23 protein-coding genes are annotated in these 20,952 nt (G+C 52.4%); 6 read left to right on the top strand and 17 right to left on the bottom strand.

Annotated elements, in window-relative coordinates; all coding sequences use genetic code 11:
• Positions 1–102 precede the first annotated feature (102 nt).
• Entirely contained in the window at positions 103–765 is a 663-nt protein-coding gene (locus LBW89_RS06540; protein WP_148456121.1) for a hypothetical protein, read from the bottom strand.
• A 113-nt stretch (positions 766–878) separates the two neighbouring features.
• Between LBW89_RS06540 and LBW89_RS06535 the strand changes: the two genes are divergently transcribed.
• The gene (locus LBW89_RS06535) at positions 879–1,541 is read left to right on the top strand and encodes a DUF2625 family protein (RefSeq protein WP_148456119.1); all 663 of its coding nucleotides are present in this window, start codon (positions 879–881) and stop codon (positions 1,539–1,541) included.
• Between the two features lie 374 nt (positions 1,542–1,915).
• Here LBW89_RS06535 and LBW89_RS06530 read toward each other — a convergent pair whose 3' ends face one another.
• Together LBW89_RS06530 and LBW89_RS06525 are read right to left on the bottom strand one after the other, a co-directional pair.
• Positions 1,916–3,505, bottom strand: a complete 1,590-nt coding sequence (locus LBW89_RS06530; RefSeq protein ID WP_148456115.1) for a PH domain-containing protein — start codon at positions 3,503–3,505, stop codon at positions 1,916–1,918.
• On the bottom strand, positions 3,502–3,999 hold the full coding sequence (locus tag LBW89_RS06525; RefSeq protein WP_148456113.1) for a PH domain-containing protein: 498 nt from the start codon (positions 3,997–3,999) through the stop codon (positions 3,502–3,504). The genes LBW89_RS06530 and LBW89_RS06525 overlap by 4 nt, the downstream gene beginning before the upstream one ends.
• A gap of 162 nt (positions 4,000–4,161) precedes the next feature.
• Between LBW89_RS06525 and LBW89_RS06520 the strand changes: the two genes are divergently transcribed.
• Together LBW89_RS06520 and LBW89_RS06515 are read left to right on the top strand one after the other, a co-directional pair.
• On the top strand, positions 4,162–4,734 hold the full coding sequence (locus LBW89_RS06520) for a DUF2975 domain-containing protein (protein ID WP_148456110.1): 573 nt from the start codon (positions 4,162–4,164) through the stop codon (positions 4,732–4,734).
• Between the two features lie 21 nt (positions 4,735–4,755).
• A complete protein-coding gene (locus tag LBW89_RS06515) occupies positions 4,756–5,004 on the top strand; it encodes a helix-turn-helix domain-containing protein (protein ID WP_211373346.1) in 249 nt (82 codons plus the stop codon).
• Positions 5,005–5,084: 80 nt separating this feature from the next.
• Here the strand turns inward: LBW89_RS06515 and LBW89_RS06510 are convergent, their stop codons facing one another.
• Positions 5,085–5,630: a DUF1697 domain-containing protein gene (locus tag LBW89_RS06510; protein WP_148456107.1), complete on the bottom strand. Its 546-nt coding sequence runs from the start codon at positions 5,628–5,630 to the stop codon at positions 5,085–5,087.
• An 82-nt stretch (positions 5,631–5,712) separates the two neighbouring features.
• Positions 5,713–6,942 (bottom strand): MFS transporter, encoded by a 1,230-nt coding sequence (locus LBW89_RS06505; RefSeq protein ID WP_225038781.1) that lies wholly within the window; start codon positions 6,940–6,942, stop codon positions 5,713–5,715.
• Positions 6,943–7,091: 149 nt separating this feature from the next.
• Between LBW89_RS06505 and LBW89_RS06500 the strand changes: the two genes are divergently transcribed.
• The gene (locus LBW89_RS06500) at positions 7,092–7,730 is read left to right on the top strand and encodes a TetR/AcrR family transcriptional regulator (RefSeq protein ID WP_148456101.1); all 639 of its coding nucleotides are present in this window, start codon (positions 7,092–7,094) and stop codon (positions 7,728–7,730) included.
• Positions 7,714–8,244, top strand: coding sequence for a hypothetical protein (locus LBW89_RS06495; protein WP_148456098.1), 531 nt, complete (start codon positions 7,714–7,716; stop codon positions 8,242–8,244). Before LBW89_RS06500 ends, LBW89_RS06495 begins: the two co-directional genes overlap by 17 nt.
• 120 nt (positions 8,245–8,364) lie before the next feature.
• On the opposite strand, the gene LBW89_RS06490 is transcribed toward LBW89_RS06495, so the two are convergent.
• The 7 genes from LBW89_RS06490 to LBW89_RS06460 form a co-directional block, all read right to left on the bottom strand.
• Positions 8,365–8,604 carry a hypothetical protein gene (locus tag LBW89_RS06490; RefSeq protein ID WP_148456095.1) on the bottom strand — a complete coding sequence of 80 codons (240 nt, stop codon included), beginning with the start codon at positions 8,602–8,604 and terminating at the stop codon, positions 8,365–8,367.
• Positions 8,605–8,700: 96 nt separating this feature from the next.
• Positions 8,701–9,486 carry a C45 family autoproteolytic acyltransferase/hydolase gene (locus LBW89_RS06485; RefSeq protein ID WP_148456092.1) on the bottom strand — a complete coding sequence of 262 codons (786 nt, stop codon included), beginning with the start codon at positions 9,484–9,486 and terminating at the stop codon, positions 8,701–8,703.
• Between the two features lie 188 nt (positions 9,487–9,674).
• Positions 9,675–10,514 (bottom strand): MerR family transcriptional regulator, encoded by an 840-nt coding sequence (locus LBW89_RS06480; RefSeq protein WP_225038881.1) that lies wholly within the window; start codon positions 10,512–10,514, stop codon positions 9,675–9,677.
• Between the two features lie 32 nt (positions 10,515–10,546).
• Positions 10,547–11,431 (bottom strand): pentapeptide repeat-containing protein, encoded by an 885-nt coding sequence (locus LBW89_RS06475; protein WP_148456086.1) that lies wholly within the window; start codon positions 11,429–11,431, stop codon positions 10,547–10,549.
• A gap of 105 nt (positions 11,432–11,536) precedes the next feature.
• Positions 11,537–12,244 (bottom strand): hypothetical protein, encoded by a 708-nt coding sequence (locus LBW89_RS06470; RefSeq protein ID WP_148456083.1) that lies wholly within the window; start codon positions 12,242–12,244, stop codon positions 11,537–11,539.
• Positions 12,228–12,731 (bottom strand): RNA polymerase sigma factor, encoded by a 504-nt coding sequence (locus LBW89_RS06465; RefSeq protein ID WP_148456080.1) that lies wholly within the window; start codon positions 12,729–12,731, stop codon positions 12,228–12,230. The genes LBW89_RS06470 and LBW89_RS06465 overlap by 17 nt, the downstream gene beginning before the upstream one ends.
• Before the next feature lie 119 nt (positions 12,732–12,850).
• Positions 12,851–13,912: a DUF1963 domain-containing protein gene (locus tag LBW89_RS06460; protein WP_148456077.1), complete on the bottom strand. Its 1,062-nt coding sequence runs from the start codon at positions 13,910–13,912 to the stop codon at positions 12,851–12,853.
• A 177-nt stretch (positions 13,913–14,089) separates the two neighbouring features.
• On the opposite strand from LBW89_RS06460, the gene LBW89_RS06455 reads away from it, so the two are divergent.
• A complete protein-coding gene (locus LBW89_RS06455; RefSeq protein WP_148456074.1) occupies positions 14,090–14,659 on the top strand; it encodes a thymidine kinase in 570 nt (189 codons plus the stop codon).
• A 657-nt stretch (positions 14,660–15,316) separates the two neighbouring features.
• Here the strand turns inward: LBW89_RS06455 and LBW89_RS06450 are convergent.
• The 5 genes from LBW89_RS06450 to LBW89_RS06430 form a co-directional block, all read right to left on the bottom strand.
• The gene (locus LBW89_RS06450; RefSeq protein ID WP_148456071.1) at positions 15,317–16,126 is read right to left on the bottom strand and encodes a hypothetical protein; all 810 of its coding nucleotides are present in this window, start codon (positions 16,124–16,126) and stop codon (positions 15,317–15,319) included.
• Between the two features lie 564 nt (positions 16,127–16,690).
• Positions 16,691–18,010: a cytochrome P450 gene (locus tag LBW89_RS06445; protein WP_225038780.1), complete on the bottom strand. Its 1,320-nt coding sequence runs from the start codon at positions 18,008–18,010 to the stop codon at positions 16,691–16,693.
• 125 nt (positions 18,011–18,135) lie between these two features.
• Positions 18,136–18,837, bottom strand: coding sequence for a hypothetical protein (locus LBW89_RS06440; RefSeq protein WP_148456065.1), 702 nt, complete (start codon positions 18,835–18,837; stop codon positions 18,136–18,138).
• The gene (locus tag LBW89_RS06435; RefSeq protein ID WP_148456063.1) at positions 18,834–19,292 is read right to left on the bottom strand and encodes a flavodoxin; all 459 of its coding nucleotides are present in this window, start codon (positions 19,290–19,292) and stop codon (positions 18,834–18,836) included. The genes LBW89_RS06440 and LBW89_RS06435 overlap by 4 nt, the downstream gene beginning before the upstream one ends.
• A 149-nt stretch (positions 19,293–19,441) precedes the next feature.
• Positions 19,442–20,851, bottom strand: a complete 1,410-nt coding sequence (locus tag LBW89_RS06430) for a deoxyguanosinetriphosphate triphosphohydrolase family protein (protein WP_148456060.1) — start codon at positions 20,849–20,851, stop codon at positions 19,442–19,444.
• Positions 20,852–20,952 lie beyond the last annotated feature (101 nt).

Raw genomic sequence — 20,952 nt, 5'->3', positions numbered from 1 at the left:
ATGTCTTAATTAAACTCATTAAGGTAGAAATCCGGTCACAAAGGCGAGCGCTACGCCTCTCCAGAATCATTTCACACTCTCGCCTATTGCTAAATCTTAGGTTCAACTTATATATATATTAAACGATAAGAACTCGCAGAGGTGTTCCGCGCGCTCCGCTCCCAGCAATGCCCGAAGTGGCGGTTCTACTTGCTCCAAATAAGCCGGTTTGGTTTCATAGGTTTCTTCATCCACGACTTCTCCGCCAAAAGCGCGCGCCCCCTCGATCAAAATCGCCAGCGCCAGGAACAAATCTCCCAGCGAGGACGCGACGCATTCGGGACGTCCCCCGGCTACCCCTGCATATACCGGAGAACCCGGCACAGAAGTATCGACAATCAGCGGATCGTCGTTGAAATTGGCGATGACCACGTGCTGACGCGGCCAGGTTTCGGATTCCCGGTAGGGCTCGCTCTGACCGATCCAGCGATAGCCCAACTGCTGGCGGTGCAAATGCTCCGGCGCGGCAAAAAACAACACGGCGGCATCCCCGATCTCAACGGCGGCATTCCTCAGCTTCTGTGTCCCTTGCGCCTTCGAGTCTCTTATTTCGTAATGGCTGTATAAATACATAAGCTCCGGAGAAACCGGAATCTGCTCGTCGATTTCACAATGAACCGGCTCGGGGCGGAGACGGATCTCATGCTCTTCGAACAACCCAAACTCCGCATTGTAAAGATCCTGCTGCTCCAAGAAACGCTGCAAAGCAGCTTTCAACTCCTCCACAATTTACCTCCCCTCTGCCTTAAGAGTCCCACTCCATAGGCCTATCTTTTTATGATACACTGGAAAAGCTAGGAAGCGGTAGGTACAAAGTATTCAGAAAGGCAGGGATGAGGATGTTCAGTTTTTCAGCGGAAACGCTGGTGGATCGGGAAAACCACGCATGGGAGGAGATCCTTGAGCTGCTGCGTCAGGGCAAAAATCCATATATGATCGCTCCCGCCGTGCGGGAATCGGCGATAGACACATTATACAACTTGCAAGTGAGTACAAAGTCCTATCTGGGAGCGGTGGCTTACGAGACGGGAGGCATCCAGTGGGACGAAGGCTGGATTACACTGCTTGGAGCGGGTGGTCCGGGTATCTTCGGCAGTCTGAGCTCCTGGAATGGGCTGGGGACGGAACCATCAGTAGTCACGCCCGAGGACGGCTTGCTGGTGGTCGCTTATGATGCGGCCGGAGGCTTTTTTGCGCTGGATACGGACAAATTCGGCCGAAGCGGGCTTATCTATTATTTCGCGCCGGATACGCTGGAATGGGAATCGACCGACCTGCAATATTCCGGTTTCCTGGCCTGGCTCGCGGAGGGCGATTTGGATTTGTTCTATCAGACCTTCCGCTGGAAAGGCTGGCAAGCCGATATGAAACGCCTTGAGGAAGGCCAGGTTTTCGCCTACTACCCTCCCCTCTGGACCGCGGAAGGCGGCGGAGAGTCGAGCCGGAAATCACCCGTTTCCGTTGCGGAGGCCTGGGGCGTTGCCGTGGGAGGAGCCAAATAAACGTCGCGGACCCAGGCCCAGGGCGCTCTTCGTAAGGGGGTGGAACGATTCCCTGTACGACGGACCGCGCTTTTGAAAGTCCAACCCACTAACGGGAATTTCTCCCGTTAATTTGGCTCATAACGTCCTCAGGGGGCAATTTAGCTGGAATTTCTCCCGCTATTTCCGCCCACAAGGGGCAAAACCGCCTCTTCACCGGAGATTAACTGGAGGTTTTCCCGTTAATTGTGAGCTTCCGGCTATGTGGGTTAAATTAGCGGGAGATTTTCCAGCTAAATGTTCGGTATGTGTTCCGGCCATATATAAAGGCGCGGCGGGAGCCCGAATGTCCAACGGGCAATAACCGGGCGGCCTCAAGCCGTCAAACCAACGGCCTAAACCATGTCCTCCCGGACCCGGACGTCCCTCGTCCTCTCTCCATACCAGGCGTAGAACGACTGCCCCCAAACGGCGGGAACGTCGGACAGCTTCTGATGGAGGACGGGGCGGGCCCGGTTTGCCACATGCACGGAAGCCAGCCCCAACCAACGCTGCAGTACGTTCCGCGTGACCTTGACCTCAATGATTTTATCCCTCTTGCTGATAAACAGCCGCGAAGTTAACCCGCCGGTCCGAAATTGCAGAAAAGGACCGTGGATCGCATAAGCGGTATTCCAATAATTCAGCAAACTCCATATCACCGTCCAGATGAACAAGCCAGCCGCTACCATCCACCACTCCACAAAAGACATCCATCCCGGAACCGGCGGAGGAAAGCGAAGCAAAATCAGCGCCGCCGCGGCCCAAACCCAGCTGTATTTGATCATACTCGTCCCCAATGAGCGACGGGGCAGCGGGTCCATCCCCGGCGCTATCTCATAGGCGGGCAGCATTTCCGACACCAGACGGTAGGCTTGCTGCACCGGCAGAAAGGGATACAGCGAGTTCACCTCCTGCTCTTCCTCCCCCGTTCCGCCGGCGGTAATCAGTCGGACCTCCGCCAAGCCCAGGAGGCGCTTCATCGGGGATTGCGTGATTTCCACACCCTGGACCTTTTCCTTCGCGATCGAGAACGCCGTTGTCTCCACCATCCCCTTGGCGATATAAATCCGCTCCTCGTCGGAGGAAAGTTCGAACTTGCCGAATTTGTAAAAAGTGACGGCGATCCCCGCAGCGACGGAAACGACGGCCAGCAACACGATCACCCCGCCCGCCAGCCACCAGGAGCTCATCAGCACGGCGAGCACCCCTTGGGCCTTATCTTCAAGGTCAAGGTCGATAAAATCCTCGGCCTTGGAATAAAGCGAAAAAAGTACCGGAATCAGAACGAGAAAGCTTAACGAAGTGAAGGAGGCTTTAATCAACTCCTTTCGCGTCGGGCTAAAGTGCATCCTCCAATCGGGTTCCGGAGCGCGCGGCGCTTCCGGAGACGCCGAAGGATTCGCCGAGAGGTCTCGAGACGCCGTTTCCATAACGGCTTCAGCCTGCGCTTCCGCCGACTCTTCTCCCACGTCCGACGCGTCCGACGGTCCCTCCAACCGGATCAGCCCCGCCACCCGCTTCTCCATCCGCTCCGCCTCCTCATTAGAGACGACCTTAAACTCGACGGCGGCATCCTCGCCATCCATCCCGGTTTCAAACCGGATGGCCGTCACCTTGAAAATCCGGTGAAACACCGTCGTATGGCGGTTTATATTTTGGATTTTGGCGAACGGAATCACTTTTTTCGATTTGACGAAGACCCCCTGCTCCAAACGAAACGAAGTATCATCAAGCTGATACCGGCGGGTCAACCAGTTCCACCCGATGGACAATAAGCCGATCCCTGCGATAACAAGTATAATTAGCCTCCCGTACTTCACCCAGGCTGCGTCGGACCCCGCCTTAAGCACGAACAGGAAGAAAAAGAAATAGACCGTGTTCTTCCCCAGGTTCCAGATTCCGAGCAGCATAACCAAGGGATGATAACGCTTCGCCCGGCTCATTCGTCTACCTCCTTCAGCTTGGCATATCGCGCGATCTGATTTCTTAATGCCTTGGCCACATCCTGCTCCAGCACGGGAATCGTATGCGAGGAGCCCATCGTTTTGACCGTGACCGAGCAGACTCCGTACCTTCTTTGCAGCGGCCCCTGTTTGGTCGCTACCGATTGAATTTTGGCCATGGGAATCAGCTCATCCGTTTCCGTAAAAGCTCCGTATTTTAACTGCAAAAACTGCTCCGACACGGCGTAGCGCCATCTGGAGTAAAGAATAAACGGCTGCAGCAGCAAGGACCAGAGCGTAAGCACAGCCGCGAGAACGGCCGCTCCGAACAGAATCCAGCCCACCCAGAATACCCAGGAAAACCGGGCATCGAGATAAAATAACGTACCGAGCACCAGAAAAGCGATAAGGCTTCCGACCGCCTCATGGATGATCCATATTTTCACCGCGTGTCGGGATAAACGGTTTTGGGGATCTTGTAATGTATTGGGCAAAACGACCACTCCTTTCAACCGACACCTAGTTTAACAAGGGTGTTCATGTATTTCAATACATATTTATTGTTTTTCGATAAAACATTGTTGATTTTCATGATACCCTGTGCTAAATTGAGTTCCAGATCACCATAACTTTCGGGCAAAGGAGCATCATCCATCATGAAATCCAAAATGATTTTCAAGCTGGGGTCCGTTCTTAGCTTGGTCGTATTTTATATCGCCCTGCTCATCTGCGTGCTGGAAGCGCTGGAACATATCTCCCATCTGTGGTTCGCCGACAGCGGGTGGACCGGAATTCTCGGTACCTTTGAACCGATTTTCAGCTATGTCGATATTCATTTTAAGCAGCATCCGGATCTGTATCAAAGTAAGTCTTACATTGCCCTGTCCTTCGTAAACTCCATCAGCGCGATGCTTTTGACCACCATGTTCGCATGGTATATGCATCGATTGCTGAGAAACATTTACCGGGACAGCCTGTTTATGAATGAGAATGTTCCGGTTTTTTACAGATTGGGGATCAGCATTATTGTGCTGGGGACGTTGTTCAACTACACGGAAGGTGTGATGTTGTCCCAAGCCATCGGCGAACTGCAAATCACCAACGCCTCCATCTCCTTGACCGATATTTCCTATGTGGACAGCCTGATCAGCGGATTCATTCTGATCATCATTGCCTCGGCCCTCAAGATCGCCGTTCGCGCGGTAGAAGAAAACAAAAATACGATCTGATGCAGAAAGTAGGTGACGGGCGTGATTCGAATCAAGCTCGATGTCGTGATGGCTCAGCGGAAGATGTCGTTGACCCGGCTCTCCCAGCTGGTCGGAATTACGCAGGCCAATCTGTCCATCCTCAAGAACGAGAACGGCAAGGCGATTCGGTTCTCCACCTTGGACGCGCTTTGCCGGGCGCTCGAATGCCAGCCCGGGGACTTGCTGGAGTATGTGGATGACGGAGAAGAAAGCGGCGGACGGAGCAAGGGGACGGAGGAAGAACGTTAGAGGTATAAAAAGAACGGCCGGTTCAGGCGGATCGCGATCGCGACAACCTGAATCGGCCGACGTGAACGGCTCAGACTTCGTTAATGTTTTGCAGCTTTCATCAGCTCATAGATTTTGCGGGTCGTATTGACGTTTCTCACCGTAACTTTATAGTAAAGCTTTGTCCCAATCAGCTTCTGCATCCCGCTCTTGGTCACATGCTCCCGGTCCACCGACCACAATATCGCTCCCGGAACGTAGATCACCCGGTCGAATTCGGGCTTGATCACCAGTTGCTCCAGCGAGCTTTCGTGATCCACCTCATCCCAGAGAAACAGCACATCGCTTTTCATGGCCGGGCCGTTGCTCCAATCGGGAGGAAGCGCCTCGGCGATCCGGGAGAATTCTTCGAAACTGCGAACCACCACCCGAATCTGCAAACCGAAATCCGCCAGAATCGCCGCTTCCAGCACGGCGGCCAGCTCGCTGTTCGATGGGATATCGGAGTCGAAAATAATATTTCCCGTATTAATATAGGTTACGACATCCCTCATCCCAACCCGCTCGAAGCTCGCTTTCAGTTGCTTCATATCAATCTTGTTGTTGCCTCCGACATTGATTCCGCGAAGCAGAGCAATATAAATCACGCGCTTCCCCCTCTCAAAAACTCAATGACTACTATTAAAATCATATTTGAACCGTCAGCTTTTGTATATATAAGTTTAACTATTAGCATTTCACACTTTCGGACGTCTTCCGGGTTGCGGCCCAGAACAGGAACGCCGCCGCGCTGATTCCTCCTCCGAGCGCGCAAACGCCGAGCCATCCAGCCCGGGAATAAACGAAAGTCGCGGCTACCGCCCCCGCGGCGCTTCCCAAAGAATAAAAAATCATATACCCTGCGGTCAGCCGGCTTCTCGCTTCCGGACGAACGCTTAATATCATGGTTTGATTCGTGACGTGAACCGCCTGAACCGCATAATCCAACATGATTACCCCCAAAACAAAAATCCATAAAGACTTCTGCAGCAATCCGATCGGCACCCAGGAAAGAGTTAGCAGCAGCAGCGCCAAACCGGTTGTGCGTTGACCCAGCCCCCTGTCCGCCAGCCGCCCCGCACTTCTGGCCGCCAAGGCACCCGCAGCTCCGGCCAGCCCGAATAAACCGATCGCGGTATGGCTTAACGAAAAAGGCGGGGAACTGAGCGGCAATACCATTGAGGACCATAAGGTACCGAAGGCAGCAAAGATAAAAAAGGCCAGCATCGCGCGGACCCGCAGCAATGGAATGTCAAGGAACAAATCCTTCATCGAGCTCAGCAATTTCAAATATGAGATACGCGACGAACGTCTACGGGCGACCGGAGTGACCAGGACGAATGAAATGGACATGATTAAGGAAATAGCGGCCGAAACAATATATACCGTGCGCCAGCCGGACAAGTCCGCCAGCGTCCCCGAAAACGTCCGGGCCAGCAGAATTCCGATGACGATACCGCTCGTCATGAGCCCGATAACCTTGCCGCGATCACCGGGTAAAGATCTTGCCGCTGCGAGCGCAACAAGGACTTGCGCGACAACGGCCAAAAAGCCGACCATTCCCATGCCGAGAAACAGCACAGTAGCGCCGGGTGCGAACGCCACCAGACTTAGAGCCGCGGACGACAGCAGCAGCATCCAGGTGACGAGCCGGCGCGGCTCCAGTATATCGCCCAGCGGGACGAGGAAAAACAACCCCAGCGCATAACACAGCTGGGTCGCCGTGATCACCGTCCCGATTACGGCTTTACCGATACCAAATTCGGTGGCGATAACATCGAGCAACGGCTGGGAAAAGTAAACGGTGGCCACCGCGGTACCGCACAGGAAGGCATAGAGCAAAGCGGCCGCTCTGGAGAGGTGCGTCGAAAAATCCGAAGATTCCGGATTCGAATCGGGAAGAAGTACAGGATGGGACAACAAAACAACCTCCTTTTTTGTACCAATCGGTATTTAATTTTGTTCATATTACCTTGAACCTTTCTCTATTGTCAACTGGAATTTGACGAAACCGCAATTAAATCCTATGATTATTTTATACTGTTCGGTATTTTAGAAAGGGGAAGACTATGGGCAGAATTCGCGAATTCGATGAACAAAAGGCTTTGACCGAGGCGATGCATCTTTTTTGGGAGAAGGGATATGAGGCCACCAGTTTGAGCGATCTGACCGCCCGCATGGGGATTCGCAAGCCTAGTCTTTATGCGGCCTACGGGGATAAATCGTCTCTATTTGAGGCGGCGCTCCGCAAGTACAATCACCTGCATGCCCAGCAGGTTCGTGAACGGCTAAAATGCGAGACTTCTGTTAAAGAGGCTTTTCGAAAACTTTTTCACGAGGGGGCGTTCCCAGGCTCCGTTCAAGGAAGAAGCGGTTGTTTCTGCGTCAATACGATGGTTGAACTAGCCCCCCATGATGCGAGGTTTGAAATATTAACCCGCGAGCATCAACAATATCTGGCGGTAATGTTTGAAGAAACGCTCGCACGTGGTGTCGCATCCGGAGAGCTCGGCGAGATCGGGGATAAACGGGCCGTCGGACAGACCCTGGTAGCCTCTTTTATCGGAATTACCGTCCTGAAAAAATCGAATCCGGACCCGGCATGGATCGGAAATTGCATTGATACGGCGTTGACGCTGCTTCCCGATCCGAAAGGGAATGGATCCTGTTCATCCGAATTGGGGGGCATTTATGAAAAGCGACCGTAAAAAATACATGTTCCTTTTTGCCGCTGTGCTTCTCGTAATCCTGGCCCTTATGGTCATTCCCACCCTAAAGAATTCATGGCAAATGCGGACCCTAAAATCGACCGATCTGACGGATTTGTCCATCATGAACATAAGGCCGGGCCAAACCGAGAACTCTGTTGATTTTTCTCGGTTTAAGCCCTCGCCTGACTTTGAAGACCAAACCCAACACGGTATTCAATACAAATACTTTGAAGACTTCATGGTCGTCTTCGATTCCAGCGGAACGATTGTGAAGCTGCAAACCTTGTCCGATAAGGGCCTCCGAAGCTTTGGGGACGGGACGATCACCGATATGGCGCAGGTGGAGAAGCGCTGGGGAACCGATTTTGTCGTGCGCAGTTATAACCGTGAGCAAGGGCTGACCGCGAGGATTTATGAGGATAAGCAAAACCGGCTAAAAGCGGAGTTTGTGTATCCCGGAAACGGAGAACTCGACGGTAAGCTCGTTTTTTTGATACTGGAGAAATACTAACCCGCTCGGCCCCTCAAATTCCGACGCGTTGCGCGACGTACTGGCGGTATCCGAAGCCGGAGCGGATAACACGACATCTTTATACCGAACCCCCCGGAATAAGATCCCGGGGGGTTTGCTTTACTCCTCCATAACCGCCCAAAAGTCCGGCCCATACTCCCCCTCCGGCAAAAGGACCTTCACCTCTCGGTAAGGGAACTTCCCGCCCGTCTTTAAACGGTGCAGTTCGTTATAAAGCGGCGAGCCGAAGGTGAATTCCAGTTCACCGTCCTGCAGATTCAGCAATAACGAGTGAACCGTTCCGAAGTTTTGCCGGTAATTATGAACTGTAATTCCATCCGGGGATTCTTTGAGGGTCAAATCTCTTAGTTCTTTTTTCGAAACAGTATAATTCCCTCCAAGCATCTGATTCATCTTATCGTAACGAACTTTGGACTGCCGCAGTGTTCCATCGTCTTAGATTCCCGGCAATAAAGCATGATTCGTTGCGGTGATATATCCCGTCTCCCGGTCGGCTCTTTTCATGGCTCTCCGGCCGTCGTATGTCTCAAACAGGGCGGCATGCCCCTGGCGATCGGCCATCAGCAGATTCATATTGGCCCCGATCGGCATATCACGCAAGTAAAGAATCGCTTCCTCGACATCTTTGCAGTTCTCGAGCAAGGCCCTCACGATGATGCCGAATTGCAAACCGCGGACAACCGGCCTTTTCATGCCGGGATGAGCCCCGACCGGGATGCCGCAGGAGGCGAAAGCCACCGCTAACCCCCTCTCATTTATACCTTCGCTGCGGCCGAAGAAAGATACCGAGAACCCGCTGTGACTGTATTTTCTCCGGACTCTGGTCGAACACAGCCGCATATCGGATATTTCCGGAGTCAAATCGTAGTTCCGAAGGAGATAGGTTTTCCGGTCGGTCGATTTAGAGGGTAAAATCGCGGCTAGACTGCATCCGCCGGGCTCCAAAAAGTTCTCGTCAAAAAACTTCAGCGACCTGCACTCCACGTTCAATGAATCCGCAACGGCTTGCAGCTCTTCTTGAAGCCCGGGACAGTATTCTTCCAATACCGTTATCGATTGTTTAAATCTTATCGGTTCCATAGGGTGGGAGGAAACCCATCTTTCCGCCCAAGGGAACGATTTTATCTCTTCTCCCTGTATTCTGCCGACCTCATAGCTATCTCCTTCCAGATAGGAAAAATAAGCCGATACGCTTTCTGCGTCCGGAATTTCCGCCTTCATCGTACGGCCCCCTCTTTCCGCATCTCGGCATAGTGTTTTCCCGCTTCAAACGGATGTCCTTTCAATCGGGAATGATACTGATACACTGGTTTTCCTCCTTTATAAGCGTTCTACTAAAAGAATAAACTCTCCAGCAGCTGGAGAGTTTACCCTCTATTTCGCCTATGAAACTCGAAGAACATGATGTGTTATTCCCAAAGCGCGACGGGCACGCATAATTTGGTCATAAGTTCGGAAGGCGGGAGACTTAAATCGGGATGAATCTCTCTACCGGTATATTCCGACGGAACAAGTCCTTGTTCGTAAATCTCCAAGTAATCGCCTTTTCGAGTCAAATTTTGTTCGGCCAGCCAGTGCTGCAGTCTTTCGTAACCAGCTCCAAGCTCGGAGTAAGGCCCCTTTATCTTCAGGCAAGCATAGGTCCCCGCAGGCAACACCTTACAGCCTTCGATCTGAGCGTTCCCCTCGACCGGTAGAAGGAGCTCGACATCCGCTTCTCCTTGACTCAAGCCCCGCTCATGAAAAATCGCCATCAATTTTCCCTTGACGGTTAGGTTAAACGCGTAAACCCGGTCAAATAAATCTTGGACCAGGTTATCGATAAAGACAGGTTTAATGTGCCGCCGAATCGTATAAACGCGCAACGCTTCCCGTTCCTCCAGGCAGCACTCCGACATCATCGGTCCCGGAAGCAGCGACGATGCTTTGGCGACCTGCTCCTTTAAGCGGCGCATCTGTTCCATTTGTTCATCCAGCTGTTTTCGCTTCTGTTCAAGCTCGCGAAGCTTTTCTTCAAACAAACCCTCCCAGGGTCCCGAGTCCTGGTTTTCCAAAAACTCGCGAATTTGTGCCAAGGAGAATTGACAGCTTTTCAGCAGTTTGATTTTTTGTACGGCTTGGATTTTGTCATAATCATAGTATCTGTAATTGGTGAATGGATCGATAAAAGAAGGCTCTAGCAGCCCGATTTCACTGTAATAGCGCAGCGTTTTGACCGGGACTTTGCAAATTTCGGAAAATTTCCCTATAGAGTACAGCCTGCTCTTCCTCCTTCCCCGTCTTACTTAGGCCCGCCCGGCACAGGCCAATGAAAAGGGCGCGACAGACCGGCGGGAAGCTTTGTTCCCGCATCGCCTTTGGCCGCATTCACCTGGAATTGGGACAGAAACAGGCTGTCCCTCAGGTCCGCCCCACGGAGGTCGGCGTCACGCAGATCCGCTCCGATCAGATCCGCCACCCGCAGATCCGCTCCGCGCAAGTCGGCCGCGATCATATAGGCGCCGCGCAAGTTGGCGTATCTTAGATCGGCTCCCTTTAAACTCGCCCCGATCAGATCGGCGCCCCGGCCCGCTTTTTTGTGGGGCTTCCATGGGCCCTTGTGTCTCCGGATAGCCTCGTTCCGCACCAGCTCGCTCGTCTGCAGCAGCAGCACGTTGACTTCCGCGCGATGGGCGGCCACATCCAGCTTGACCAGCGCTTCCGGGTCCAGCGCCGTCATCCGCTTCGTCTCTTCCAGGGCGGACGAGAGCTCTCCGTGAATGGACTGCGCCGCCTGCCGTTCCAGCGCTTCCGTCAAATACCACAGCAGCTCGTGCAGCTGACGCATCACCGGAAACACTTCGTACATACGCCCGGCCGTTTCCGGAGCCTGCCGCCAGTCACGCCCGGCGTAGGTCACCTGCGAGACCTGTTGACCGGCCCCAAAGCAGTCGTACACGGTGCAGCCGCGGAAGCCCCGCTCGCGAAGCGTGCTGTGAATGCCGCAGCGAAAATCCTCCTTCAGGTTGGAGCAGGGCCGGCCTGCCGGCTTGTCGACGGCAAAATCGACGGAAGCCGCAAAAGGCAGCGCCACGCAGCACAGCCCAAAGCAGTTCTCGCAATCCGCCTGTAACCGGGACGGGTTTTCACCGGAATAGGGCGGTTTTTTTATAGAGTTCTCAGACATTCGAATATCCTTCTTCCTCGGCTTAATTCTCTCTAATTCAGATAGACTAAATTTTATCGCAGGCTCGATGAGATGAACAGAGAGAATTTTTGCTGGCAGCGCGGGTCATGGCTGGAACCAGGCTTCCGCCTTAGCGCTGGCCGCCGGAAGGTCCATTCCTTTCTTCCAAACCAGAATGCGGTTCTTTCCTTCACCGTAATAGAATGCCCGAATTTCATGGTTCCCGCCGTACTTCGCTTGGTAAATCTTATTTTCGACATCGATAACTTCATAGTAACTAACCGCGATTCCCACATTACTTTTTATAGGGATAATTGGACGATAGGGCACGATATGAAAATCTCCATTATCATCCATCACATACTTGGCCCGATTCGATTTAACCCCATCCGCGAAGGCGATATGATAAGCTACCTTGCCATTTTCCAACCTGCTCACCTCCGAGATCTTCATGACTTCGGGCGGAACCGGGACGATACTCCAACGGAAAAGACCTACATATCCCAAAGCTATCACTCCGCAGACGGATACCGCCACTGCCGCACCTTTTATAAATGACTTCCATTTCGAGCGATTCCAAAAGACGGAAACCTGCCTTAGCCCCTCCGCCTCCTTGCGGTTAGTCTCCCTGCGGCTGGCCTCCCCTTGATTACCCGGAATCGGTAGCTCCGCCTTCATCTGTTCAAGCTCCCTCCGAATAACGGGCGAAGTCATCAAATACGCCTCCACCAAATCTTCCGTTTCCTTGCTGCACACCTTATCGGCATACAAGGGCAGCAAATCCCGGATCACATTTTCATGAACCTTGCTCAAACGCCCCATCTCCCTTCAACATATCCTGGATTTTTTGCTTGGAGCGGTAAAAAGTCACTCTCGCCCAGCCCTCGCTTTTCTCAAACAACTCTCCGATTTGGGCAAAAGACAACTCCCCGAACACCCGCAGACTAAATACTTCCTTGTACGGCTCCTTTAGCCGATGCAGCGCCCCATGTATCCGCAGGGTTTCATCTTTGTTCAACAAGGCGTCCTCCAGGTTCTCACGAGGAGACGGGAGGTCGGTGCGAGACTCCGGCAAAAAACGCTTTTGTTTCTCAAGGTGGGAAAAATAAGTATGCTTGGCGATTTGGCAGAGCCACACGCTGAGCTTGCAGTTGCCCTTAAAGCCGTCAATTCCCTTAAGCGCTTTAAAAAACGTTTCCTGGGTGATTTCCTCGGACAGTTCCTCATTCCGGCTTAATGAATACACAAAGCGGTAAACATCGCGAAAATAGAGGTGATAGATTTCCTCAAAGTCAGCCACTTGTTCACATCCTCACAATGATTAGACCGGCCAAACCACAATTCGTTACAAATTTTTCTCACTATTGATAGCTCAAATATATAACTAAAAAAGAGAGCCGACATTCGGCTCCCCCTCACTCAACTTTGTTGGAATAACGTAGCTGTCAGCTTGTCTTTTTCGCACAAAAACATATACAGGATTCCTTCGCCGTACTCCTCCAATTCACTCCAATCCAGTTGAGCGATGAAGTGCATGCTCTCGCCGCAGCAAGGGCAAGCCGGATACTCCGCCTCCTGAATCCAACTCGGATGCCCGCCAATTTGGGAATTCGTCTGGGTCAAGCCCCAAACCGCCGCATGGAAGATGGAACGCGGCTTGGTTTCCAACTCAAGGAACGGCCCGGAGTTCAGATATTCTTCACCGTAATCTCCCAAATCGATCTCCGGCATATATCCCGGCCTTTCATTGTACTCGCTCCAGCTTGCGACTCCCCGATCATCCAGCTTCATAAAAATCGTGCTGTAGCAGCCGCACCTCATACAGGTTTTAAAATGCAACCGTTCCTGCCGCAAGGACAAACCCGAGATAGAGGGATGATGGGTATCTAGGTTAATAAGAGCCGTCAGCTTACCGCCGCACCAAGGGCAGTCGTCTCGATCCTGCAGCAAAAACTTGCCGGGTTCCCCGCTATCAAGTACTGCCGCGGACGGCTCCTTCTTCCTCAGGATTGCATAGGCGGGGGTTCGAATCAGGTCCACCCGCGTCCCGTCTTGGCCGAGCTCCCATCCGGCCGCGTATGTATATTGTTCCGGAGGAACAGGCAGCTCTTCCGCCCAAGAAGGGGGATCTTCCCTCCACTCCTGAAACCGGGTTACCACTACCGCATCACCAATCCAGCTTAAAGCCGGCAGGAGGAAATCGAGATTTTCAACGTCCGATTCCAGTTGTTGAAGCAATCGATCCCGCACCTCCGGTCCGGCATCTTTAAACAGGATCGCGGGATAATACATCCCGTGCTCCATAAGTTTGGGCAGAGCGCGCGAAATATTATATCCTCCGTAACAGACCAGAGAAGATAATAGTTCCCTACACATCTCCTCATCTCCGGAGACTAATTGTTCCAGCGCCTCATCAAGTATTTTGCCCGCTTCCGCTTCCGTTAAAGATACAAATAACGCCTCATTCCTTACATTTGTCATCGGCTTACCTTCCTTTACTTCTTCTCTATTGCAACCCGTATTCCATTATAATCCAACCCCTGGAAATAAGCCTCAGGGACAAGGCGGAAATTTGCAATTCAGGACCAACGCCCTGCTTGATTTATGATAGAATGGTCATGCTATATCGAAATGACTTAAAGAGAGGAACGTCCCACATTGGCACAATTGTTTTACAAATATGGAGCGATGAACAGCGGCAAATCGTTCGAAATTTTGAAGGTGGCCCACAATTACGAGGAACAGAACAAACCGGTCTTGATCTTTACGTCCGCGTTGGATAACCGGGATGAGGTCGGCTATGTGTCATCCCGCATCGGATTGCGCCGGGAAGCGATTCCCATCGATGAAGATACCGACATTTTCGGCATCGTTCAGAAACATACCCCGAAGCTCTATTGCGTTCTGATCGATGAATGCCAATTTTTAAGCGAAGGCAGCATTCGGCAACTGGTGCGTATCGTCGACGAGCTGGATATCCCGGTCATGGCGTTCGGACTGAAGAACGACTTCCAGAACCAGCTTTTCGAAGGGAGCCGGCAACTGCTCATTTATGCGGATAAAATCGAGGAAATGAAAACGATCTGCTGGTTCTGCGCGCGGAAAGCCACGATGAACCTGCGGGTGGAGAACGGCAAGCCCGTATACACCGGCGAGCAAATTCAAATCGGAGGCAACGAATCGTATTACCCGGTATGCCGGAAATGCCATGCGAATCCTCCGTTGTAGGGTTGGTTTTGTTTGGGGTTTTAGCCAGTTGAGCACGCGAAGCGTGCGAAACAACAAACCCACCTGTTATACGGGTGGTGTAGTGATGCTTGTAGCAAAAAACCACCTGATTGAGCATAGGAGTGTTCAAGCTACTATGTATAACGAAGGAAAAGGTGGGCTAATGGAAGTGATATGTCACATTATAAAGAGGCGCCTAGTGTGCTTCCAAGCTTCCAACTCCAAAAAGATGCAAATCTGCAGGTATTTAAGCCGATTCCCAAGGGAATGCGAAAAAAGATGCAAATCTAGGAATTTCCAGCGTTTTTAGAGAAACAAGCCGGTTTCGTCGAAAATTCCTGCAGATTTGCAGGTATTTAGAAATTTTGAGTCCAAACAGGAAAAAAGCATGCAGATATGCAGGAATTTTATGTTATCAAGGTTGTCTGACGGAGGGACTAGTAATAATGCACCCCTTCAGGGGTAGGCAAATGCAGCAACGGCATAGTAGCTTGAACGTAGCGAAAGCTCGCACCTTTAGACGCGAGCCGGTAATAAAGACTTATAGCCTTAGAGCAAACCTCCCGTTCACACGGGTGGTTTTGATTTTTTGGGGTTGCCCGCGGTATTAACGGGATAATCTCCCGCTGCTTTACCGCGGCCGTGCCCGCCGGGTGCTCATAAATCGAACCCCAAATCTGTTTTACGTTTTTGATTTAAACTATATAAACCATATGTTACGCTGTAATCCGTCCAAAACGAGGGGGAATGTACAGTCGGAGTCTCTACTAATGGAAGTGAAAAGGGCATCTTCATCCCCGGTAATACGCCAAAAACGCGGCTTGTCTTCATACCGGACTGTAAACGCGCGACTTCAACGTCATCCTTTTGTTGCGAAGGTCCGTCGCAGACGGTATGACGGTACCCGATTTCCCCGTTCTCCTGAATCGTGACTAATTGGGACATGCTTTCAACGGATGTCGGATCTATGGCCGCATTTTGGCGAATATCGTCGTCAAAATATTTTTTAACCTTGTCTACGATCTGTTTGGCGTAAGCTGGATCCGAGTTCATTCTCTCTTGAACCGCCGGATGTATGATAACAACGTGCAGACCGTTTGGTATTTTCTCCAAATCTTGTTGCACCCAAGGTTCATAGCCTGAGGCCAGACGAGTTTTGGGCTTCCACGAGCTTAATTCATGGATTGTATTTTCATCAACCGTGTCCTTAAATAGCTTGGATGTGGGGAAGTCCAGTCTCTCCCAGTATTTAAACCGGGACGCGTCCAATACATGATATTTCAGATCAGGATAGATTTCTTTTAAACTGTGCTCAGCGCTAACGAATGGAGTATTGTCATTTGCTTTTTTCAAAGCGGCACCCATTAACTCCCGAAAGTCGAACCCAAACCTCGAATTCTCAGTTGCATTACTCGGGTAATTAAGCGCATTCAGATATTCCCTTGCTCCAACCCCATATATATTCACTTCACTTGCCTCCTTATTTCGACAACCTTGTTATGTCATCAACTCCTATGTACTACTAATATGTATCGGCTAGATTCCAAAATTTATGATATGGGTCCACTAAAAATTTCCTGCCTTCATCGGTTGCTGAGCATGATCCTACTCTCTAAGCTTGGAGCTATTCCTCGTATGTCTATCCTTCACGACTCTACATTGAAGCTTCAGTTGGGCGGAAGGGGGCGAAATGGGCGAAACGGGTTTGACTCGGCTAGCTCACTTCTACCGTAACGGAAGCCATAGCGGCTATTTTGTCCTTCAAGCTATTTTTGGCCCACTAACCGGACGCAATAGCCCCTATTCAGGTAAATGCAGGTCATTTTGTCGGGGAAAAGCAGGAATAGGCGCTATGATTTCCGTTAGATTTTCAAAAGTGCCGATTTTTGCAAAATAGCAACTATAGTTTCCGTTAGTCTGGCATTTTCCGTTAGCCTCGCGGCCTCCGTCGGAGCTTCCTAACTTCCGCTGAGCAACCGCTTATGGCCCAAGGAGCGGACCCGCTTGCCGCATCCCCATACCGCTGCTATCTCAGCTTCCCGCAAGCTTCACGTTGCCGATCACAAATCGGCTTTCCGGCAACGCCGGCATCCGGGACAGCTTGAGCGTCAAATCCTGCTCGGGAACCGTGTAAGAGATGCGGTTCACCAGAAAGTCCAGGCTCACTTTCATCAGATCGATCGTGAGCCACTCCCCGGCACAGCGGTGCCCGGTATAATGATCCCCGCCGCCTTGGGGGATCAAGTCAAACGGACCGCCCTCCCAGAAGCGGAAGCGCTCCGGACGAAAGGACTCCGGGTCCACCCAGAGCGAAGGGTCCCGGTTGGTGCCATAAACGTCCAGCAGAACCATCGTCCCCTCCTTAAACTCGCAGCCCCGCCAGACAAAATCCCGGCTAACCTCCGCTCCAAGCAGCGGGGTGAACGGGTAGAATCTGCGGACTTCCTGTACAAACCATTGGGCATACTCCCCGGCCCCAGCCCCGGCCTCAGCCCCATTTCCATAGGCCTTCCCGTTTCCGTACGCCTTCATTCTCAACTTATCCGCACAGGCAGGATAGTCATGCAGCGCCAGGGCCGCGAACATGACATACCAGCTGATTGCGACGATCGGCCGCACAATGTTAATGAGCTCTACAGCAGCCACCTTGGCATCCAGCAGTTGCCCATCCAAGCCCCGGTGCCAGGCCATCGCATGCGCCGCGGTATCCTCCGGCACCTGACGCAGGCCACCTCGGATCTCTCCGATCAGTTCGGCGATACGCCGTTCCGCTCTGGCACGGGCTTGTCTTCCCCGCCGATGCCGCAGCCCGACGGCGCCAAACGCATCGATCATGTCGATGTATTCCTGGCCGCGTTCCCGCACCTCGTCTTCTTCTAAAGGTACACCGGCCCATTGGTGGGCGGAACGGCAAAATACATCCCTCGCCTCGTCGAACAAAACCACCGATTCTCTCCCTATCCAGCGATTCGCGGCCTCCAGCCAAGCCTTCTCCGTTATCCCCTCCAGCTGTTCCAAACGCTCCGGCGTCATCAAATCCATGAAAAGCCGCTTCCGGTGGGCATGCTCCTGACCATCCAGCGTCTGCACGCCCTGCTGGCCAAACAAAGACTTTTGAATCCGCTTCGGAATCGCGCCCCGCCGATGAAAGCGGTCGGTATCGTAAAACAGTCTGGCCGCTTCCTTGCCCCCCATACATATGGCCGGCTTGCCAAGCAGGCGGGTCTCAAATATGTCGCTGCCAAACTCCTTGCGTCGATTGAAAATAAACTCGTAACCTTCATTCAATAGGGCCACGCTGCTATCCAGCGTTTTTTCATGCGGTACGGACTCGTGCTCAAACTCACTCACCTTGACAGTTCTCCCTTCATGGCATCGCTTTTCTATATCTTTACCGCTTTCTGCCATCCGGTAATCACGGTCCTCCAAAATCTGTTCTTGGCGATTAAAAATTCATACGCCTCCGTCCTTTAGGTTCACGTTCCCGCCGGGACCTGACAATCCGCTTTACCTTCCCGTTTGTCCGCTTGCTCGGCTGCGTTTTGGGCATCCCACGTTTCAGCCAGCAGCAGCACATAATCTAGCGATTTTTGCAAATCGAGCATTTCCCTAGTGAATACATACTTCCGGTCGTCCAGCAGCGCGAACACCTCGATCTCGCCGGGCGGTTCGCCGTAAGCGCTGTGCCAGAACACATGAGCGGTGTGGACGAAAGCTTTGACAAGCTCCTCATTGTTTTCTACTAAAAACTTCTGCACCTTGACTTGATGCGGGCCCAACCGGCTTGGCCAAACCGCCTGAAAAATGACGGACAAATGCCTGTCCAGCTCCTTCACCTTCGTTTCCCAGCTTTCGTACAACGCCAGAGGATACTCGTAAATCAACTCCCCCGTGATTCGCGTCAATTGCGCCACAATGACGTTATAAACCTGCCAATAATGTAGCGAATCCTTAAATGTGGCCTTACTGCGCGGCCAGCGCCGGTTAAGCAGCACTTGAATCGGCGTATGAATCCGAACGGCCGGTTCCAAGGTAAAGTAATCGTGGATCGCATGCCCCACGGCATATTGTACGCGATGCTGCCACGTTACTTTGAGTTTAGCGGGTTCACGGCTTCCCGAGTCTGTCTGCGATCGGAGCCATTCCTCCAATACATAATCGACAATGCGCTTCGTCATTTCTTGGAAACGGCCTCCAAGCTTCGGGCGAAATTCACGCCGAATTCCCGGCACAGCCCCTTCTCTTCGGGACTCGGCCCATACTCCACTTTCAAGCTGTCCTGAACGATGGAGGCGCCGAGCTTCCTCAGTCTTCCCTCCAATTCGTCCACGGCTCCGCAGTATAACCGGTAAGTTGTATCGCCGCTTCCAAAGACGGCAGCCGGGCCGCCCTGAAGCCGAATGTCCTCCAACTCATCCGCGAAATCCGTAAATTCATCGGGCAGCTCTCCGTCCCCCCAAGTGTATGTCCCAAGCAGGTATCCGTCGTATTCCAACAGGAGAGCCGCACTGCAATCCTCCACCATCTTCAAGTCGGCTGCAACTCCGGTGTCACGGATTCCTTCGGCGATCAGTTCGGCCATTTCTTCCGTGTTGCCGGTCAAACTGGCATAGACAATGATGATCTTGCTCATATCCCTCATCCCCTTATGGCGACTAAAATTGATATCAGAAGTATAATTGATAATGATTATCATTGTCAATTGAGAAAATAGATGCACAAAACCCGCCCAGCGTCTCTGCAGACTTGGAGCGGGTTTCTTTTTCGTGCGCCAACGTGTTTTCAGTCCATATCGTAAATCGTTCCGACCTTCAGTCCGTATAGCTCGTTGTAGATTTTCTCGGCGTAGGCGTCCGTCATCCCGGCGATATAATCGATGATCATATGCTCCCAGGTCCAGATCGGATCTCTCCGCCGCTGGTCCCGGTCGAATCTGCGCAGCCAGTCCCCGGGAATGATCGATTTCGAGGTGACCGGGTCGACAAAGGCGTCCCAGAGCCTTTTGATGATCCAGGCGCTCCGCTTCTGGAGCCGCTGCACCCGCAGGTCCCGGATCATAGTGACCCACGCGAAGCTCTTCAGGACGCTGACGGTCCGCAGCATATCTTTGTCTTCCCGCCCCTCTTTGACGAACGTGACTTTTTTCCAGTTCCCGTCCTCCACAACGCCCAGGCTGCCCACAAACAAGCTGACCCAGTAAGCCTTCACTTCGCGGCGGGTTCGCGAGTAATCATGGTCGCAGATCGGCATTTTGGCATTCCAAATGTTCAAAAAAGACGTGAGCACCTCTTCCACCTTGACCCGAATTCCCTCCGGCGCCCACCCCTCCCAGAAGAAATCGTCCAACGTCAAAATTTTCTCCACGATCAGACGCTGAATATGCGAATCGAACAAAAAGTGCTCGTGGACTTCAATTTTTCCGGCTTTGATGCCGTCTTCGAGATCATGAGCGGAATAAGCGATATCGTCGCACAGGTCCATCAGTTGGGCTTCGAATGTCTTCTTCCCGGCCGGCATCCCCCACAGGTCCCGGATATGGGAAATGTACTGCCATTCGTGGCGGTACAGTCCCTTCACGTTTTCCGTGCCGGGGAAAGGATATTTGTTCGTGCCGAGCAGGACGGCGTCGGACAAGTTCAGCCCGTCGATATTCTCGCGCTTCTCCAGGAACATCATCAGGCGGAAGTTGTGGGCATTGCCTTCAAAATGCTCATATTTATGCCGCATCTCCCGCCGAATCGCCTCCTCTTCCTCCGGCGCCGCGTTCCGGTTTTGCATCGTCTCCCGGACTTTCTCGTCGATGAGGTTATTCAGAATGTGCTGAAGCACCTCTTCCCCTTTGTGCCCGAAGGGAGGGTGGCCGAAATCATGGGAAATCGCAGCGCATTCCACGACTTCGGGATCGATAATCAGGCCCGGATGCTCCGCCGCTTCCGCCGATAGGGCCGGATAAGCCCGCAGCAAGCTGCGCGCCGCTTCCCTGGCAATTTGCGCGACCTCCAGCGAATGGGTCAGTCGTGTGCGATAATAATCGCCGGTGCCGGCGCCAAAGACCTGCGATTTCCCTTGAAGCCGCCGAAAGGTCGGCGAATGGATCAGCCGCGAATAGTCCCGCTCGAACGTTGCGCGGTTCGTTTCATGCCCGATATTATCGGGATACTGCCGGTGTTCTCTCAATTCCTGAATATTCATGCTGCGCACTCCTTTTCTCTATATCAATGTCAATTACGCTGTTATGGGTGATGTACAATACCTGCCTTATGCTATTGTAGCTCCCAACGAAGCTGGCTTAA

This window comes from Paenibacillus sp. alder61 (genome assembly GCF_020179875.1).
GTDB lineage: Bacteria > Bacillota > Bacilli > Paenibacillales > Paenibacillaceae > Fontibacillus > Fontibacillus faecis.
This window is presented reverse-complemented; position numbering and strand designations above follow the sequence as displayed.

What these genes read in the sequence shown, in the direction of transcription:
- LBW89_RS06435 (WP_148456063.1), bottom strand. Translation starts at nt 19,292, where the DNA reads ATGAGCAAGATCATCATTGTCTATGCCAGTTTGACCGGCAACACGGAA.
- LBW89_RS06440 (WP_148456065.1), bottom strand. Translation starts at nt 18,837, where the DNA reads ATGACGAAGCGCATTGTCGATTATGTATTGGAGGAATGGCTCCGATCG.
- LBW89_RS06430 (WP_148456060.1), bottom strand. Translation starts at nt 20,851, where the DNA reads ATGAATATTCAGGAATTGAGAGAACACCGGCAGTATCCCGATAATATC.
- LBW89_RS06495 (WP_148456098.1), top strand. Translation starts at nt 7,714, where the DNA reads ATGAAAAGCGACCGTAAAAAATACATGTTCCTTTTTGCCGCTGTGCTT.
- LBW89_RS06475 (WP_148456086.1), bottom strand. Translation starts at nt 11,431, where the DNA reads ATGTCTGAGAACTCTATAAAAAAACCGCCCTATTCCGGTGAAAACCCG.
- LBW89_RS06520 (WP_148456110.1), top strand. Translation starts at nt 4,162, where the DNA reads ATGAAATCCAAAATGATTTTCAAGCTGGGGTCCGTTCTTAGCTTGGTC.
- LBW89_RS06485 (WP_148456092.1), bottom strand. Translation starts at nt 9,486, where the DNA reads ATGAAGGCGGAAATTCCGGACGCAGAAAGCGTATCGGCTTATTTTTCC.
- LBW89_RS06530 (WP_148456115.1), bottom strand. Translation starts at nt 3,505, where the DNA reads ATGAGCCGGGCGAAGCGTTATCATCCCTTGGTTATGCTGCTCGGAATC.
- LBW89_RS06500 (WP_148456101.1), top strand. Translation starts at nt 7,092, where the DNA reads ATGGGCAGAATTCGCGAATTCGATGAACAAAAGGCTTTGACCGAGGCG.
- LBW89_RS06460 (WP_148456077.1), bottom strand. Translation starts at nt 13,912, where the DNA reads ATGACAAATGTAAGGAATGAGGCGTTATTTGTATCTTTAACGGAAGCG.
- LBW89_RS06535 (WP_148456119.1), top strand. Translation starts at nt 879, where the DNA reads ATGTTCAGTTTTTCAGCGGAAACGCTGGTGGATCGGGAAAACCACGCA.